Origin of the sequence: Dechloromonas agitata is5, assembly GCF_000519045.1 — a bacterium.
Taxonomy (GTDB): Bacteria; Pseudomonadota; Gammaproteobacteria; order Burkholderiales; family Rhodocyclaceae; genus Azonexus; species Azonexus agitatus.
Map to the genome: position 1 here is coordinate 1,987,553 of NZ_KI912532.1, position 15,894 is coordinate 2,003,446.

Here is a 15,894-nt window from a genome sequence, read left to right on the forward strand (position 1 = left end):
TCTGGCGGGCGATTGGCGGATTTGGCCAGGGATTGGCACGGGGTTTGCGACCGTCTCGCCAAACAGCCCACAGGGCGAAACGGAGCGAGACAACACATGAAGTATCCCTTGACCATTGCCGCCATCGCGCTGGCGGCCCTGATGCCGCCGGCCGAGGCCGCCGCGCTGAAAGAGAACGGCGATCCGCTGGATTCCGCACGCTGGGGCGAGATGGCCAAGACCTTCCTCGCTGGCGCGCCGGTGCTGTTCGATCCGCGCGTCAAGGTGATCGCCCCGTCGACGGCCGAGAACCCGATGCAGGTGCCGGTGACGGTCGATGCCACGGCCCTGCCGGGTATTGTCGAGGTCGTCGTCTTTGCCGACTTCAACCCCATCGTGCAGGTGCTGCGATTCTTCCCGGAGGGGGCCCCGGCCTACCTCGGCTTTCGCGTCAAGCTGCAGCAGTCGACGCCGGTGCGCGCCGCGGTGCGGACCGGCGATGGCGTCTGGCATGTCGGCGGCACCTGGGTGAATACCGTGGGCGGCGGCTGTACCGCGCCGTCGGCCGCCGCCGCCTCGCCGGAATGGCAGAAGCGCCTCAATGAAGTGAGCGGTCGCCAGTGGTCGGAAGGCCCCAACGCTGGCCGCGTCCGCCTGCGCATCGTGCACCCGATGGACACCGGCCTGATCGCCGGCACGCCGGCCTTCCATATCGAGGAAATCAACTTCACCGACGCCGCCGGCAAGCGCCTGATGCGCGTGCAGACCTACGAGCCGGTCAGCGAGAACCCGGTGTTCACGCTCAATCGTGGCGTCGTCGATGGCCCGTTGGAGGCCAGTGGGCGCGACAACAACGGCAACCTGTTCAAGGCGAGGATCGCGCCGTGAAACGCCTGTTCGCCAGTTTGCTGCTGCTCGCCTGCGGTCAACTCGCCGCGCAGGACTTCGACTATCGCCTGAGCGCCACCCCGGTCGCCCGCGACGTCTATGCCTTCATCGGCAAGACCGAGGATTTCGACACTGTCAATGGCGGCAACATCGTCAACACCGCCTTCATCGTCGCGCCGCAGGGCGTCATCGTCATCGACAGCGGCCCGTCGCTGCGCTACGGCCAGCAGATGCGCCAGGCCATCGGCCGGGTCACCGACAAGCCCGTGGCGCTGGTCATCAACACCCATCACCATCCCGATCACTTCCTGGGCAACCAGGCCTATGCCGACGTGCCCATCGGTGCGCTGGCCGACACCCGCCTGGGCATTACCAGCGACGGCAACGCCTTCGCCGAAAACCTGTTCCGGATGAGCGGCGACTGGATGAAAGGCACCGAGGTGCAGGCGCCAACACGCACGCTGCAAGCCGGCGAGCTGGAGGTGGCCGGCCGCAAGCTGCGCCTGATCGCCCTCGACGGCCACACCGGTGCCGACCTGGTGGTGCTCGACGTGGTCAGCGGCGTGCTGTTCGCCGGCGACCTGGCCTTCAACGGCCGCGCCCCGACCACGCCGCATGCCGACGTGGCGCACTGGCTGGCCGCCCTCGACCGCCTCGAAGCGCTGACCCGCGATAGCGGCTTCACCGCCCTGGTTCCCGGCCACGGCGCGGTGACCCGCGATGCCGCGCCGCTACGCCAGACCCGCGCCTGGCTGAACTGGCTGACGCAGACCCTGCGCGATGCCGCCCGCGACGGCCTGGACATGAACGACCTGCTGGCCCGCCCGCTGCCGCCGCAATTCGCCGAGCTGCCGGTGGCCGCCAGCGAATATCGCCGTTCGGTCGGCCACCTCTTCCCGGCCGCCGAGCAGGCCGCGCTGGAGGGCAAGTAATGAGCGCCGCCGTGCTCCACGACACCCTGCCGGTCCGGGTGGTGGATCGGCGTTTCTGGGCGCTGATCGGCCTGTCCCTCCTGTTCCACGGTGCCCTGTTCGCCGGCATGGCCTGGCAGCGCAAGGCACTGCCGGTACCGCTGCCGACGCTGATGGCGACCCTCCGCCTGATCGCTCCGAGCGAAGCCAATCCCGAACCGCGACCCGTTGCCGCCAGCGCCCCGGCGCCTGCCGCAGCGGTTCCCCCGAAGGCCCGGCAGCAAGTCGCCGCAGCGGAGCAACGGACTGCTCCGCGCGTCACGCAGCCTGCCGGGCCGGCCAATGTGCCGGCCCAGACCCGCGCCCCGGCTGTCGTTGCCGAGGCCGCGCCCCAGACTGTGCCGGCGGTTGCTGCCACAGCGTCGGTCGCACCGGCCGAGGCCGCCCCCCCGGTCCGGCCGCAGGGTGACGTCCTCGCCGCCTATCGCCAGCACCTCACCGAATTGTTCGCCCGCGGCTACGAATATCCGCGCATCGCCGCCCTGCGTGGCTGGGAGGGTGAAGTCCGCCTGCGCCTCAAGGTCGCCCGGCGCGGCAACCTGCTCGGCATCGCGCTCGATCGCTCCAGCGGCTTCGATGTGCTCGACCAGCACGCCCAGTCGCTGCTCGCCAGCTACGGCGATCTGCCGCCGCTGCCCGAGGCGCTGGAAGCCAGTGAAATCCAGGTCATCGTCCCGATCAACTACAAACTCAGAAAAACGACATGAAGAGACAAAGCCCCCAACGCACCCTGCTGGCCCTTGCCATCGCCGCCGCTTTCGCGCCGGCCCACGCCGAGCCCATCGTCACCACCGCCACCGTCGAAGTGGTCGGCACCACGCCGCTGGCCGGGGTTGGCGTGCCGCGCCTGCACCTGCCGGCCAACGTCGTGTCGCTCGACGACCAGCGCCTAGAGGAAATCGAGAGCCTCAACATCGCCGAACAGTTGCTGCGCCAGGCACCGGCCGTCACGGTCAATGAAACCCAGGGCAATCCTTACCAGGCCGACCTCAACTACCGCGGCTTCACCGCCTCGCCGCTGCTTGGCACGGCCCAGGGGCTGTCGATCTACGTCGATGGCGTGCGGGTGAACGAGCCCTTCGGCGATACGGTGAATTGGGATCTGATTCCGCATTCGGCCATTGCCGGCATCGACCTTGTCCCCGGCTCCAACCCGGCCTTCGGCCTCAACACCCTGGGCGGTGCACTGGCCATCCGCACCAAGAGCGGTTTTTCGCATCCGGGCGGCAAGCTCGAACTGTCCGGCGGCAGCTTCGGGCGCAGCAACACCGAACTGGAATACGGCGGCAACAACGGCACGCTCGGCTGGTACGTGGCCGGCGACTGGTTCCGCGAGGATGGCTGGCGTGATTATTCGCCGTCCGACGTCAAGCAGTTCTTCGGCAAGCTGTCCTTTCGCAATAGTGCCGGCGAGGCCGACCTGACGCTGACCCAGGCCCGCACCCGCCTGATCGGCAACGGGCTGTTGCCCCAATCGATGGCCAGCGAGCGCCGCGAAGCGATCTTCACCCGCCCCGACCAGACGCGTAACGACCTGACCCAGCTCGCCCTCAACGGCAAGCTGTGGCTGGGCGACAGCCAGAGCCTGAGCGGCACCGTCTATGTCCGCAAGACGCGCACCCGGACGCTGAACGGCGACATGAACGACGATTACGAGAACGACTGGGCGAGCGATCCGACCACCCCGAGCGGTGCCCACAACCGGACGCAGACCCGCCAGGTCGGCACCGGCGCCGCCGTGCAGTGGAACCTGACCAGCCAGGCCCACCAGCTGGCGGTCGGCGCTTCCTGGGACCAGGCCCGCATGCGCTTCGTGCAGACCCAGCAGCTCGGTTCGCTGAACGACTCGCGCGGCATCGACAACCTGCGCGATGTCGAGGAAGAAAACCGCCTGTGGGGCACCACCCGCACGGCCAGCCTGTTCGCCACCGATACCTGGTCGATCACCCCGGCCCTGCACCTGACCGCCTCGGCCCGCTACAACATGAGTCGGGTGACGACGCACGACGAACTGACCCTCACCGCGCCGAACCTCGATGGCGACCACAGCTACCGCAAGCTCAACCCGGCCCTCGGCCTGAGCTGGCAAGTGCTGCCGACGCTCAACGCCTACGCCGGTTTCAGCCAGGGCAACCGTATCCCGACGCCGATCGAACTCGGCTGCGCCGACCCGGCCAACCCGTGTACCCTGCCCAACTCGATGGCCGCCGACCCCTACCTGAAGCAAGTGGTATCGCGCACCCTGGAGGCCGGCCTGCGCGGCACCCTGGCCGGCAACACCCAGTGGAACGCCGGCGTCTATCGCACCTTGAACACCGACGACATCCTGTTCGTCGGCACCTCGACCAGCGCCGGTTATTTCACCAACTTCGGCAAGACACAGCGCCAGGGCTTCGAACTCGGCCTCAACGGCAAGCTGAGCGGCATCGACTGGTTCGCCAGCTACAACTGGCTGCACGCCACCTTCCGTTCCGACGCCTGCCTGCTCGCCGAAAACAACAGCACGCGCGGCACGGCGGCCGAATGCACCGGGGCCGGCCAGGACGACGAGATACTCGTCAAAAAGGGCAACCGCCTGCCCGGCCTGCCGGAGCACAGCGTCAAGCTCGGCCTGGCCTGGCGGGCGACCAGCTGGCTGCGCCTGGGCGGCGACGTGCAGGCCTTTTCCAGCCAGTACGTGCGCGGCAACGAGAACAACCAGCACCAGAGCGGCACTACCACCGATGCGCTGGGCAATGTGCGCACCTTCGAGGGACCGGGCAAGATCGGCGGCTACGCCATCCTCAACCTGAACGCCGAGGCGAAGCTGGGCGGCGGCTGGCAGATGTTCGCCAAGGTCAATAACGTCTTCGACCGCCGGTACGCCACGGCCGGCGCGCTGGCCGAAAGCCCCTTCGTCGGCGGCAGCTTCCAGGCCGATCCGGACGACTGGCGGCGGCAGACTTTCGTCGCGCCCGGCGCGCCCCGTGCGGCCTGGGTCGGCGTCCGCTACGTCTTCGGCGGCAAGTGAGCATGCAGCAGCCATTCGCCCTGCCTGACGCCAGCCTGCACACGCGGGTCGGCCTGGTCCTCACCGGACTGGCCGCCTGCCTGCTGCTGGTCCTTGGCGGCTTGTGGCTGCATGCGACGCGCAATGCCGTGCATGAGGAAGTCGAGGCTGCGACGCGGGTTTCCGGGCAATGGCTCAAGGTCATGCTCGGCCAGTTGCAGGCCCTGCCCGAAGCCGAGCGCGGTGAGCGCTTGCTCGCCATGACGGCCAGCATCGGCCGGGTGCGCGCCAATGTGCTGGAGGTGCGCGATGCCGCCGGCCAGCTGCGCTATGTGTCGCCGCCGTCGCCGTACAAGGCCGGGCGGACGGCGCCGGCCTGGTTCGCCGCGCTGCTGGCCAGCGACCTGCCGGGCAGCCGCCTGCCGTTCGCCGGCTACGAACTGAGCCTGCATCCCGACCCCTCGCGCGCCGTGCTCGACGCCTGGGATGAACTGCTCGGCCTGGCCGGCTGGGCCTTGCTGCTGCTCATTGGCCTGTTCGCCGCCACCCGGCGCGCCCTGGCGCGTGCTTTGCGCCCGCTCAACCAGGTCATGCAGGCGCTCGACCGCACCGGCATGGGCCGTTTCGACACCCGCCTGCCGCGTTTCGCCTCGCCGGAACTGGGTCGCCTGTCGCGTGCCTTCAATGGCATGGCCGACCGCTTGAAAGCAGCGGTGGACGACAACGTCCGGCTGGAAACCGCCAAGGAGGTGGCCGAACAGATGCAGGCCCGGGTCGAAGCCGAGCGCCGGGCCGAACGCGAGGGCATCGCCCGCGAACTGCACGACGAACTGGCGCAGGGCGTCACGGCGGTGCGCGCACTGGCCGGCGCCATCGTCCAGCGCACCACCGAACAGCCGGCCCTGCACAGCCACGCGCAGAGCATCGTCGCGGTGACTGGCGAGATGCAGGACGGCGTGCGCCGCATCCTGCATCGCCTGCGTACCGGGCAAAGCCTGGTCGCGCGGCTGGAGAGCACGCTCGACGCCTGGCGCCGGCAGCATCCGATTCAGCTGACCAGCCGTATCGCCCTGACGGGCGAGGCTTTTGACGATGAGGTGGCACAGTGTGTGCTCCGTACCGTGCAGGAAGGGCTGACCAACATCGTTCGCCACGCCGATGCCAGCCGGGTCGATCTGACACTGCTCCAGAATGGAGCAACTGTGCAAATCCGGCTCGCCGACAACGGCCGCGGCCTCGATGGCAGGCCTTCGGGACAGGCCGGGTGCGGCCTCGGCCTGCAGGGCATGCGCGAACGGATCGCGCTGCTCGGCGGCCAACTCGAATTCGCCACGCCGGCGGGCGGGGGCTTCGTGCTCCAGGCCTGCCTGCCGGTGGCACAGGGGAGGGTAGAAGCATGAAACTGAACGGAGTCCGCGTCCTGCTCGCCGACGACCACGCCATGGTCCGCCTCGGCTTTCGCCTGCTGCTCGAAGGGGCCGGCGCCAGCGTGATCGGCGAGGCCGATTGCGGCGAGAGCGCCGTCCGCCTGTACGCCGAATCGAATCCGGATGTCGTCGTGATGGATGTCTCGATGCCCGGCGTCGGCGGCCTGGCGGCGCTTGAACGGCTGCTCGTCTGGGAGGCCCGGGCGCGTGTGCTGATGCTTTCGGCCCACCACGACGACATCGTGCCGGTGCGCGCCCTCAAGCTCGGCGCCCGCGGTTATTTGTGCAAGCGGGCGGCGCCGGAGGAATTTCTGCGTGCCGTCGGCGAAGTGGCGCGCGACCGCCGCTACCTCGACCCGGAACTCGCCCAGGCCGTCGCCCTGGCCCAGCTCTCGGGCTCGGCCAACCCGGTCGAATCGTTGACCGAGAAGGAACTGGCCGTCTTCCTCAAGCTCGCCGAGGGCCGTTCGGTGAACGAGGTGGCGAGCGATTTCTGCCTCAGCCCGAGCACCGTCGGCACCCACCTCTATCACATCAAGCAAAAGCTCAATGTGCAGAACGCAGCCGAACTGACGCTGGTCGCCGTGCGCAACGGCCTGATCGAATCGTGACCGCCAGCCGATGACCGGCGACCCGCTATTCCCCGACGTGCAGCCCCGCTGCGCACGCCGTATCGCGGTCGGTGACGGGCATTATCTCTACGTCGAGGAAATCGGCCCGGCCGATGGGCTGCCCGTTCTCTTCCTGCACGGCGGGCCGGGCAGCGGCTGCACGCCGGGGCAGCGCCGGCTGTTCGATCCGCAGCGCTTCCGCACCATCCTCGTCGACCAGCGCGGCGCCGGGCGCAGCCTGCCGCTCGGCGACCTGCACGACAACACCACGGCCGACCTGATCGCCGACCTCGACTTGCTGCGCGAGGCGCTCGGCATCCCGGCCTGGATCGTCTTCGGCGGCTCCTGGGGCAGCCTGCTCGCCCTGGCCTATGCGCAGATCTACCCGGAAAACATCCTCGGCCTCGTGCTGCGTGGCATCTTCCTCGGCTCCCGGCGCGAGATCGCCGCCTACGTGCAGGGCAATGGCGAGGCGCCGAGCCCGGCCTGGCTGGCCTTCGCCGCCACCCTGCCGGCCGGGGAACAGAGCGACCTGCTTGCCGCGACCGCCCGCCGCGTCCTGCGCGGCACGCCGAGCGTTGCCCGGTGTGCCGCCCGCGCCTGGCTTGATTACGAACGCGCCCTGCTCGGCGAGGCGCCGCTCGGGCACGACCCCGATGCCTGCCAACTGGCCAAGGTGCGCATCCAGATGCACTACCTGACGCGCGACTGCTTCCTGATGCCCGGCCAATTGCTGGCCGGTGTCGAGCGCCTGCGCCACCTGCCGGCGGCCATCGTGCAAGGCCTGGCCGATCCGGTCTGTCCGCCGCAGGCCGCCGAAGCCCTGCATCGCGCCTGGCCGGAAGCCACCTGGTTCCCGGTCGCCCAGGCCGGCCATGCCGGTTTGTCGCCGCCCATCGCCCGCGCCTGCATCAAGGCGCTCGGCTGGGTGGCGGAATGCGTCGAGACGGTAGGCTAGTTCGCCGCCAGCGGAGGCGGTTGGCGGCAATCGGCCAAGGCACCGGCCCCGTCGAATCCTTCGATCGCCACCCCCAGTCGGCGTACCGCTTCCGCCAGCATCCCCTCGGCCAGATTCCCGTAGCCCAGCACCAGCCCGTTGCAGGTCATCGGTGGCCGGGTGTAGCTGCTGAGGGCACGCACGCCGAGCCCCAGCGTTGCAGCCCGCGCCACCACCGCGCCATCGCGTATCCCGGCGGGTAGCCACATGACCAGGTGCAGGCCGGCTTCGCCGCCCGACAGCGTGACGGAAGAGCCGAAAGCCTCCTTCAGGGCCGTTCTCAGTGCGCTCTGCCGTGCCGCGTAGCGCCCCCGCATGCGGCGCAGATGGGCGGTGTAGTAGCCGCGGTGGATGAAATCGGCCAGCGCCCGTTGCTCGATCCCCTGCCCGGGGCGCATCGCCTGCGTGGTGGCGCGGGCAAAGTCGGCGGCGATGGCGTGCGGCAGCACGAGATAACCGAGGCGCAGGCCGGGGTAGAGCGTCTTGCTGAAGGTGCCGGCATAGACGACCGGCGCGTCGGGTTGCAGGCCGAACAGCGCGGGGGGCGCAGGGCCGGCGCGGCGGAATTCGCTGTCGTAGTCGTCCTCGATAATCCAGGCAGCGGCCTGGTGGGCACGCGCGATGAGGGCTAGGCGGCGCGGCAGGGGCATGACGCGGCCGGTCGGGTACTGGTGCGAGGGGGTAATCATGATCAGGCGCGGCGGATGACCGGACCAGTCGCCTTCGCGCGGCGCCAACCCTTCGTCGTCGACCGGCACGTCATGGATGTGCAGCCCGGCAAGGCCGAAGACGGCACGGGCGGCGAGATAGCCGGGATTCTCCGCCCAGACGGTATCGCCGTGATCGGCGAGCAGCCGGGCGCAGAGATCCAGCGCGGCCTGTGTCCCGCTGGTGATGACGATTTGTGCCGCATCGACCGGCAGGCCGCGGACGGTAGTGAGATGACCGGCCAAGGCTTCACGCAGGACCGGGTCGCCGCCGTGCGCGGCATAGCCGAGCTGGCGCCAGCCGGCATCGCGCCAGGCGCGCTCCTGGCAGGCCCGCCAGGTGCGGAACGGAAAGGCACTGTAGTCCGGCGTGCCGGGGGCAAATGGCAGTGCCGCCGCCTCGCGCGCCGGTTCGGGTTGCAAGACGGCCGCAGCGCGGGCGGCAAGGCGCAGCCGGGTGACGGGCGAATGCCCGCTGCTGGCGGGCGGTGTCGCCCGCTCCGGCAACGATGCGACGCGCGTGCCCTGGCGATCGGCCCACAGGCAGCCTTCGGCCGTCAATTGTTCGTAGGCAAACAGCACGGTGTTGCGGGCGATCTTCAACGAAGCCGCCAGGCTGCGGCTGGCCGGCAGGCGTGTACCGGGCGCCAGGCGGCCGGACAGGATCGCCTCGCGCAGGCGGTGGTAGAGCACGCGCTGCCGTGGCAGGGTGTCCGGCAACGGTGGGGTGAGCAGCCAGTCCAGCTCCATCGTGGCTCCTTTGGTGAATCGTTTGGTGGTACTACGAAAGGTACCACGGGCGCCCTAGAGTGGGGTCCTCGTGACCCTCTGGAGCCTTGCCCCCATGCCAACCGTTACCGCCCCGTCCGCCCGCACGCGCGTGCGCCGCAAACCGGAACGCGCCGACTACGATGCAACCGCCATCAACGCCATCGTCGACGCCGCGCTCATCTGCAGCGTGGCTTTCCAGATCGACGGCGCCGTGCACGCCATTCCCACCCTTCATTGGCGCGACGGCGAGCACCTCTACCTCCACGGCGCCAAGGCTTCGCGCATGCTCAAGGCGCTGACCGAGGGCGAGGCCTGCCTCACCATCGCGCTTGCCGACGGGCTGGTGCTGGCCCGCTCAGCCATGCACCACTCGCTGAATTACCGCTCGGTGGTGATCTACGGTCGCTTCGCGTTGGTGACTGACCCGCTGGAAAAACAGCGTAGCCTGCAGGCTTTCATCGAAGGCCTCTACCCTGGACGCTGGGAGACGCTGCGCCCGATCACCGACAAGGAACTCAACGCCACCAGCGTGCTGCGCATGCCGCTGGCCGAGGCATCGGCCAAAGTACGCGACATGGGCACGGTGGACGACGCGGAGGATCTGGCGTGGCCGGTCTGGGCCGGCGTGATCCCGTTGAATACGGCTACCGGAACGCCGCGTCGGGAGGACGACAGCGTGGGGGGCACGGTGCCCGCCACCCGCTTCTTGGTGGGGAAGGACAGCGTCGGCCGGGCGGTATAAGCTATCCGGCATGACGGAAAAGCAGATCCCGGGCGGCACGTCCGGGCTGCCCGGACTGGCGGAGGTGTCCCATGCGCGAACTCGAACTGAGCAAGGCCTTCACCCTGATCGAGCCGGGGCCGGTGGTGCTGGTCACCACCTGTGCGGCGGGCCGGGCCAATGTGATGACCATTTCGTGGACCATGGTGCTCGATTTCTCGCCGCGTTTCGCCCTCACCACCGGGCCCTGGAATCATTCCTTCGCCGCGCTGGAGCAGCAACGCGAATGCGTCATCGCGATCCCGACGGTGGACCTGCTCGATACCGTGGTCGGCATCGGCACCTGTTCGGGCGCCGATACCGACAAGTTTGCCCGCTTCGCCCTGACGGCGCTGCCGGCCCACCAGGTCGCGGCGCCGCTGCTCGGCGAGTGCCTGGCTAACATCGAATGCCGGGTGATCGACATCGTCCGGCCGCACGGCATCGTCGTGCTCGAAGCGCTGGCCGCCTGGATCGATCCGGAACGCAAGGAGCGGCGCCTGCTGCATGCAGTCGGCGATGGCACCTTCATCGTCGATGGCCGCCGGCTGGACCGCAGGGCGATGATGGCGGCCAAGCTGCCGCCGGGGGTCTGAACGTCCGGCCGGCGCGAATGCGCTAACATGCCCTGGCTGCCATCATTTCCAGGGAGGATCGAATGGACCTGCAACAACGTTTCAGCGACGAACAACTCCACCAAATCGTCGAAGAAGCCTCGATCTACATGTGTGCCTGCCCCGGGCAAGTGGCCAATGAATTACGCCAGTTGCGCTATCTGATTCGCTATCAGCGCGACTGCATCACCGAGGGAAAATCGCCCAGCCTGGTGCACCAGACCATCGCCGCCGCCTCGCAGGAAGCGCACGCGGTGATGGAAGGCTGCCTTGACCGGGTGCTGGAAATCGAGGGCTGGGACCGGACCACGCTGAAAATGCCGGCCGGCCTGCGCAAACTGCGGGATGAAATCCTGGCCAGCGATCTGTAAGCAGCCCTCGCGCCCGTGATGCGGCCGCCGCCGGTATCCGCATCGGTCCTGAAACCCCTTTCCGCCGAGCCCATCCATGCCAACCATCGAAATCGTTTCCGACCTTGTTTGCCCGTGGTGCTTCATTGGCCTGCGCCGCCTGGCGGTGGCCATCGAACAGGTGCGCCGCGACGTGCCCGATCTCGAATGCCACAAGCGCTGGCGCCCATTCTTCCTGAATCCGCAGACGCCGCCGGAAGGTGAGCCGTACCTGCCCTTCCTGGTCGACAAATTCGGCAGCCGCGAGGCGGTCGAGGCCTTGTTCGAGCGGGTGCGGGAAGCCGGCCGGCCTTATGGCATCGAATACGCCTTCGAGAAGATCACGCTGCGCGCCAACACCCTGCAGGCGCACCGCCTGATCCATTGGGCCCAGCAGCAGAGCGACGCCGAGGCGCTGGTCGAGCGCTTGTTCGTCGCGCAGTTCCAGCGCGGCGAATATGTCGGGGATGTCGGCCTGCTCGCCGCCATCGCCGGCGAGTGCGGCTATTCGGCCGCCGACGCGGCCGCTTATCTCGCCTCGACGCAGGACACCGACAGCGTCCGGGCGATGGAAGCCGACGTGCGCCAAGCCGGCATCCGGCAGGTGCCCACCTTTATCGTCGACCGCCAGCAGATCGTGGTCGGGGCCGAAGACCCGCGGGTGCTGGCGGAGGCCATCCGCCGGGCGCTCGCCGCCAACTGACGTCTATTGGCCTTGCCGGCCGGCCCACAGGCCATGCAGCCCGGCCCCGGCGAAGATGGCCGCCAGTGCGATCAGCATGTCGCCATTGCCCGCCCCCAGGCCGGCCAGCGCCGGACCGGGGCAGATGCCGCAGATCCCCCAGCCCAGGCCGAACAGCACACCGCCGGCCAGCGCCGGGCGGTCGAGCGTGAACGGCCGTTGCTGGTAGGCGGACGCGAAAGCCGGGTGCCGGGTGAGGCGCGGCAGCAACTGGAAGACCAGCAAATTGAGGCCGACGGCGCTGCCCAGGACAAGAAGCAGGCCAAGATCCTGAAAGCGCAGGAAGGCAAGGATCGACTCGGGGCGGATCATGGTGGACCAGGCCAGGCCGAAACCGAAGATCAGGCCGCTGACCAGCGTCGCGATGTGGCCCAGGAAGGCGCGGCTCATGGTGCAACCCCCAGTCCGTACAAGGCCCAGGCCGTGACGATGGCCGTACTCAGAAAAGTGATGACCATCAGCAGGGAGCCGCCCGACAGCGAAGCCATGCCGCAGATGCCGTGGCCGGACGTGCAACCGCCGCCCAGGCGGGCGCCAAAGCCAATGAGCAGGCCGCCCAGCACCAGTTTCCACAGCGGCAGATGGCTGGGCTCGACCGGCTGACCGGCGAGCACGTAGAGACTGCCGCCGAGTAGCAGGCCCAGCGCATAAACCAGGCGCCACTGGCGGCTATCGCGTAACGATGCCTGCTGGAAAAATGGCGTCCTGAGCAGCCAGGACCAACTGGAACTGAAAAAGGTACTGACGCCCCCTTGCCGCCCGGTGGTGGCAAACAGCAGCGCCACGCCAGCACCGATCAGAAGGCCGCCGATCACGTAGCGTTCGAGGCCATTGGGGAAAAACGAGAGGATCATGGTGCGGCAACATGTAAAAGCTGGGGGGGCGAATTTTCCCATCAAGGGCGCCCGGCTGTCAGGTGCGAGGGTTGGCCGAAGGGGGGCCTTGGCGCGGAGTCGGCGCCATCCGGGCGCCGAACTGCATCGCCTTCACTGGCGCGAATCGACCTAAAGCGGCAAGTGCCGCATGAGCAAAGCGGAGCTCAGTGGGCGGCAATCAGGTAGATCGCGGTCACACCATGCTCAGAAACGTAGCGCCGCACCAAGTGCAACGGTGAGTCCGCGACAAGGGATTCGAGCCCTCCCGAGGCAATGAAATCACAATAGTTGCCGTAATGCTTCCGGCCGGCACTGATTTCCATGAGTTTGATGAGCAGATACCAAATCTTGCCCATGACCTTGGAGTACGGCCCGGGGTGGTAATCCATCAGCATGATGCGACCGCCAGGCTTGAGAAGTTGCTGGCATTCCTTCAGGACTACCGGCCGCAATTCTGGATCCATCTCATGCAAGACGAACACCACGCTGATCAGATCGAAGCGAGAGGCGGCGAGTGGCATTCGGGTCGCATCACCGATGCACAATTCGGCGGCCTGACCCAGTTTCTGTTTCGCAACGGCGAGCATTGCGGGGGAATTATCGATGCCGACAAGACGGCAGCCCGCTCTTCGATAAAGAGCAAGCTGGCTCCCGGTACCACACCCGACGTCCAGAATCGCGATATTTTCCCGCGGGGGAAAAATCGTCAGGCCGACATCCCGGAGAATCTTCGCAGCAGGCTCATAGAGGCGGTCATAGAAGCCTGCATGCCAGCCGTAAGCGTCATGCTTCATAGGCGGCCTTTCCATTAAAGGCATCGATGAAGCACTATCGCACAAACTGGAATTCCGGGTATGCAACCCTTGATCTGTTTTGTTGGCATGCGTCTGGCCGCATCCCGCCGACGATCGTCAGATCCTCCTCAAGCCGCCCTCACCAAGCGCTGCAGTCGTATGTCCACGGTCATCGTCAGCGCAGTCAGCGCGGCGGCGCGGGCCCGGCCTTCCGGGGTGGCGCGGTAGAGGTGGGGGGTCATGGCCAGCAGGTCGGCGATTTCAGCCTGGCTGTTGAGGCTGAGCGGGAAGCGGACGGTTTCCGGGGCGAGGTCGGTGAAGCCGGGGGGCGGCGCCATAGGTGCTGGGCGGGCGGGCTTCAGGCTGGGGTAGATGATCTCGCGCAATTCGCGCAGGTGATCCGGCCCGGCGTCGGCCATCAGGAGCTGGCCGCCCGGTTTCAGGGCGCGGGCGAATTCGGCGTACACCGGAAAGCCGAACAGGCACAGGATGCGGTCGAGGCTGGCGTCGAGCACCGGCAACCGGGCGTTGGTGCCGACCACCCAGTTCGGGCGCTTGTCCTGCTTGGCGGCGGCGAGAACAGCCCATTTGGAGATGTCGAGGCCGAGCACGGCCAGCGCGATGCCCCGGCTTTCCGCTGCGGCGGCCAGTTGGCGCAGGTAGTAGCCTTCACCGCTGCCGGCGTCGAGACAGGCGGCCGGGCTGCCGGCCGGCAGGTCGGCCAGAGCGGGGCGGGCGACGGCTTCGGCGATCGGGCGGTAGTGCCCGGCATTGAGGAAGCGCCGGCGGGCGGCGACCATCTCCTTGCTGTCGCCGGGGTCGAGCGAGCGCTTGTGCTGTACCGGCAGCAAGTGCGTGTGGCCCTGGCTGGCGATGTCGAAGCTGTGGCCGGCGGGGCATTTCCAGGCGGCGCCCTGGCGGTTGAGCGGGGCGCCGTCAAGCGGGCAGGCGAGGGCGGTGAAGGGCTGGATGGACATGCGGCGGGGGCGAAGGCGAAAGCCGGATTTTCGCCGCTTTCCGGGGCCTTGTGTGCAGCCGGGCGCCGTTGGCGAGGTAGCCTCCTGAAAATCGCTAGCCCCGGTTCCCGATTCCATGGTCGCCCGCCCGCAGCCGGGGGGCAACAATCGGTCATCACATCGCTTACGTCGAAAGGTTGGCCATGCCCAAGGAAGATCGCGGATTGAGCCTGGACGGCCAGGGGATTCCTCTCTGGTTGTCGCTGGAGCTGACTTACCGTTGCCCGCTGAAGTGCTCGTGGTGCAATAACCCGCTCGATTTCGAGGATTACGGCAGCCAGGAGCTGAGCACCGCCGAGTGGAAGAAGGTACTCGACGATGCCCGCCGGCTTGGCGCGCTGCAGCTTGGGTTCACCGGCGGCGAGCCGATGCTGCGCGACGATCTGGAGGAGCTGGTCGGCCACGCCGACCGCATCGGCTTCTACACCAACCTGATCACCTCCGGCATCGGCCTGACCGAGGAACGCCTGCTGGCCCTCAAGGCGGCCGGCCTCAAGCATATCCAGCTGTCGGTGCAGGCTTCGCGGGCCGAGCTGACCGACGCGCTGGTCGGCGCCCGGGCCCATGCCGGCAAGATGGAAGCGGCGCGGCTGATCAAGAAGCACGGTTTCCCGATGGTGCTCAACGTGCCGGTCTTCAAGCAGAACATCGGCGAGATCGATGCGATGATCGCCTGGGCGGCCGGGATGGGCATCGAGTACATCGAATTCGCCAACATCCAGTACTACAACTGGGCGCTGATGAACCGCGACGAGCTGATGCCGACGCTGGCCCAGGTCCGCGAGGCGGAAGCCGTGGTGAACCGCTGGCGCGAGAAGCTGGGCAACACGATGACCATCTATTTCGTCATCCCCGATTACTACGAAGGCCGCCCCAAGGCCTGCATGAACGGCTGGGGCGCCATCCACCTGACCGTGGCGCCGGACGGCGTGGCCATGCCCTGCCAGGAGGCACGGGTGATTCCTGGCCTGCAGTTCGATTCGGTACGCGAAAAGCCGCTGGACTGGATCTGGCACGAGTCGTCGCTCTTCCGCAAATACCGCGGCCTGGACTGGCTGCCCGAGCCCTGCAGTTCGTGTTCGGAAAAGGAAAAGGACTTCGGCGGCTGCCGCTGCCAGGCCTTCCTGCTCACCGGTGACGCCAGCAACACCGACCCGGCCTGCAGCCGTTCGCCGCACCACGGCGTGGTCCAGCAGGCGGTGGCCGTGCGCGAGCAGACAATGCGCTTCCAGAAACCGTTGATCAAGCGCTCGGCGCAGGCGGTGTGCACCGATTTCATGGCGGGCTGAGCCATGCGCCATCCCTTCGATTCCGCCCTCGCCACCATCGCCCTCGGCCTGCTGCTGACGCTGGCCCTCAATGCC

Annotated in this window: 17 protein-coding genes; 12 read left to right on the forward strand and 5 right to left on the reverse strand. The window is 68.0% G+C overall.

Annotation, left to right across the window (positions count from 1 at the left end; translation table 11 throughout):
• The first annotated feature begins 96 nt into the window (after positions 1-96).
• The 7 genes from K420_RS0109745 to pip are packed head-to-tail and all read left to right on the forward strand — an operon-like array spanning position 97 to position 7,823.
• Complete coding sequence (locus K420_RS0109745) at positions 97-867, forward strand: quinoprotein dehydrogenase-associated SoxYZ-like carrier (RefSeq protein WP_027457892.1); 771 nt, start codon at positions 97-99, stop codon at positions 865-867.
• Entirely contained in the window at positions 864-1,799 is a 936-nt protein-coding gene (locus K420_RS0109750) for a quinoprotein relay system zinc metallohydrolase 1 (protein WP_027457893.1), read from the forward strand. Before K420_RS0109745 ends, K420_RS0109750 begins: the two co-directional genes overlap by 4 nt.
• Positions 1,799-2,545 (forward strand): energy transducer TonB, encoded by a 747-nt coding sequence (locus K420_RS19715; protein WP_051453054.1) that lies wholly within the window; start codon positions 1,799-1,801, stop codon positions 2,543-2,545. The genes K420_RS0109750 and K420_RS19715 overlap by 1 nt, the downstream gene beginning before the upstream one ends.
• On the forward strand, positions 2,542-4,848 hold the full coding sequence (locus K420_RS0109760) for a TonB-dependent receptor (RefSeq protein ID WP_027457894.1): 2,307 nt from the start codon (positions 2,542-2,544) through the stop codon (positions 4,846-4,848). Before K420_RS19715 ends, K420_RS0109760 begins: the two co-directional genes overlap by 4 nt.
• A 2-nt stretch (positions 4,849-4,850) precedes the next feature.
• The gene (locus tag K420_RS18630; RefSeq protein ID WP_035854682.1) at positions 4,851-6,227 is read left to right on the forward strand and encodes a HAMP domain-containing sensor histidine kinase; all 1,377 of its coding nucleotides are present in this window, start codon (positions 4,851-4,853) and stop codon (positions 6,225-6,227) included.
• The gene (locus tag K420_RS0109770; RefSeq protein ID WP_027457895.1) at positions 6,224-6,865 is read left to right on the forward strand and encodes a response regulator; all 642 of its coding nucleotides are present in this window, start codon (positions 6,224-6,226) and stop codon (positions 6,863-6,865) included. The genes K420_RS18630 and K420_RS0109770 overlap by 4 nt, the downstream gene beginning before the upstream one ends.
• 10 nt (positions 6,866-6,875) lie before the next feature.
• Positions 6,876-7,823, forward strand: a complete 948-nt coding sequence (gene pip / locus K420_RS0109775) for a prolyl aminopeptidase (RefSeq protein ID WP_035854685.1) — start codon at positions 6,876-6,878, stop codon at positions 7,821-7,823.
• Here pip and pdxR read toward each other — a convergent pair.
• Positions 7,820-9,319: a MocR-like pyridoxine biosynthesis transcription factor PdxR gene (pdxR, locus tag K420_RS18635; protein ID WP_051453055.1), complete on the reverse strand. Its 1,500-nt coding sequence runs from the start codon at positions 9,317-9,319 to the stop codon at positions 7,820-7,822. The two genes, pip and pdxR, sit on opposite strands and share 4 nt — an antisense overlap.
• 94 nt (positions 9,320-9,413) lie before the next feature.
• Here pdxR and K420_RS18640 point away from each other — a divergent pair, with 94 nt between their 5' ends.
• The 4 genes from K420_RS18640 to K420_RS0109800 all read left to right on the forward strand — a co-directional run bounded on the left by K420_RS18640 (position 9,414) and on the right by K420_RS0109800 (position 11,806).
• A complete protein-coding gene (locus K420_RS18640) occupies positions 9,414-10,082 on the forward strand; it encodes a pyridoxamine 5'-phosphate oxidase family protein (protein WP_035854687.1) in 669 nt (222 codons plus the stop codon).
• A gap of 71 nt (positions 10,083-10,153) precedes the next feature.
• Positions 10,154-10,696 carry a flavin reductase family protein gene (locus K420_RS0109790; protein WP_027457897.1) on the forward strand — a complete coding sequence of 181 codons (543 nt, stop codon included), beginning with the start codon at positions 10,154-10,156 and terminating at the stop codon, positions 10,694-10,696.
• Positions 10,697-10,758: 62 nt separating this feature from the next.
• Positions 10,759-11,085 carry a hypothetical protein gene (locus K420_RS0109795; RefSeq protein WP_197905012.1) on the forward strand — a complete coding sequence of 109 codons (327 nt, stop codon included), beginning with the start codon at positions 10,759-10,761 and terminating at the stop codon, positions 11,083-11,085.
• A 76-nt stretch (positions 11,086-11,161) separates the two neighbouring features.
• Complete coding sequence (locus tag K420_RS0109800) at positions 11,162-11,806, forward strand: DsbA family oxidoreductase (RefSeq protein WP_027457899.1); 645 nt, start codon at positions 11,162-11,164, stop codon at positions 11,804-11,806.
• Positions 11,807-11,809: 3 nt separating this feature from the next.
• On the opposite strand, the gene K420_RS0109805 is transcribed toward K420_RS0109800, so the two are convergent.
• The 4 genes from K420_RS0109805 to K420_RS0109820 all read right to left on the reverse strand — a co-directional run bounded on the left by K420_RS0109805 (position 11,810) and on the right by K420_RS0109820 (position 14,491).
• A complete protein-coding gene (locus K420_RS0109805) occupies positions 11,810-12,235 on the reverse strand; it encodes a DUF6691 family protein (protein WP_027457900.1) in 426 nt (141 codons plus the stop codon).
• Positions 12,232-12,699, reverse strand: a complete 468-nt coding sequence (locus tag K420_RS0109810; RefSeq protein ID WP_035854689.1) for a YeeE/YedE family protein — start codon at positions 12,697-12,699, stop codon at positions 12,232-12,234. Before K420_RS0109810 ends, K420_RS0109805 begins: the two co-directional genes overlap by 4 nt.
• Before the next feature lie 185 nt (positions 12,700-12,884).
• Complete coding sequence (locus K420_RS0109815) at positions 12,885-13,514, reverse strand: class I SAM-dependent methyltransferase (RefSeq protein WP_157275059.1); 630 nt, start codon at positions 13,512-13,514, stop codon at positions 12,885-12,887.
• Positions 13,515-13,642: 128 nt separating this feature from the next.
• The gene (locus K420_RS0109820) at positions 13,643-14,491 is read right to left on the reverse strand and encodes a putative RNA methyltransferase (protein WP_027457903.1); all 849 of its coding nucleotides are present in this window, start codon (positions 14,489-14,491) and stop codon (positions 13,643-13,645) included.
• A 182-nt stretch (positions 14,492-14,673) separates the two neighbouring features.
• Here K420_RS0109820 and pqqE point away from each other — a divergent pair, with 182 nt between their 5' ends.
• Complete coding sequence (gene pqqE, locus K420_RS0109825; protein WP_027457904.1) at positions 14,674-15,819, forward strand: pyrroloquinoline quinone biosynthesis protein PqqE; 1,146 nt, start codon at positions 14,674-14,676, stop codon at positions 15,817-15,819.
• Positions 15,820-15,894: the final 75 nt, after the last annotated feature.

Excerpts from the sequence above, each read along its gene's own strand:
- K420_RS0109815 (WP_157275059.1), bottom strand. The coding sequence starts at position 13,514 with ATGAAGCATGACGCTTACGGCTGGCATGCAGGCTTCTATGACCGCCTC.
- K420_RS0109790 (WP_027457897.1), top strand. The coding sequence starts at position 10,154 with ATGCGCGAACTCGAACTGAGCAAGGCCTTCACCCTGATCGAGCCGGGG.
- K420_RS0109810 (WP_035854689.1), bottom strand. The coding sequence starts at position 12,699 with ATGATCCTCTCGTTTTTCCCCAATGGCCTCGAACGCTACGTGATCGGC.
- K420_RS18640 (WP_035854687.1), top strand. The coding sequence starts at position 9,414 with ATGCCAACCGTTACCGCCCCGTCCGCCCGCACGCGCGTGCGCCGCAAA.
- pdxR (WP_051453055.1), bottom strand. The coding sequence starts at position 9,319 with ATGGAGCTGGACTGGCTGCTCACCCCACCGTTGCCGGACACCCTGCCA.
- pqqE (WP_027457904.1), top strand. The coding sequence starts at position 14,674 with ATGCCCAAGGAAGATCGCGGATTGAGCCTGGACGGCCAGGGGATTCCT.
- K420_RS0109800 (WP_027457899.1), top strand. The coding sequence starts at position 11,162 with ATGCCAACCATCGAAATCGTTTCCGACCTTGTTTGCCCGTGGTGCTTC.
- K420_RS0109795 (WP_197905012.1), top strand. The coding sequence starts at position 10,759 with ATGGACCTGCAACAACGTTTCAGCGACGAACAACTCCACCAAATCGTC.
- K420_RS18630 (WP_035854682.1), top strand. The coding sequence starts at position 4,851 with ATGCAGCAGCCATTCGCCCTGCCTGACGCCAGCCTGCACACGCGGGTC.
- K420_RS0109805 (WP_027457900.1), bottom strand. The coding sequence starts at position 12,235 with ATGAGCCGCGCCTTCCTGGGCCACATCGCGACGCTGGTCAGCGGCCTG.
- K420_RS0109745 (WP_027457892.1), top strand. The coding sequence starts at position 97 with ATGAAGTATCCCTTGACCATTGCCGCCATCGCGCTGGCGGCCCTGATG.
- pip (WP_035854685.1), top strand. The coding sequence starts at position 6,876 with ATGACCGGCGACCCGCTATTCCCCGACGTGCAGCCCCGCTGCGCACGC.
- K420_RS0109760 (WP_027457894.1), top strand. The coding sequence starts at position 2,542 with ATGAAGAGACAAAGCCCCCAACGCACCCTGCTGGCCCTTGCCATCGCC.
- K420_RS0109770 (WP_027457895.1), top strand. The coding sequence starts at position 6,224 with ATGAAACTGAACGGAGTCCGCGTCCTGCTCGCCGACGACCACGCCATG.
- K420_RS0109820 (WP_027457903.1), bottom strand. The coding sequence starts at position 14,491 with ATGTCCATCCAGCCCTTCACCGCCCTCGCCTGCCCGCTTGACGGCGCC.
- K420_RS19715 (WP_051453054.1), top strand. The coding sequence starts at position 1,799 with ATGAGCGCCGCCGTGCTCCACGACACCCTGCCGGTCCGGGTGGTGGAT.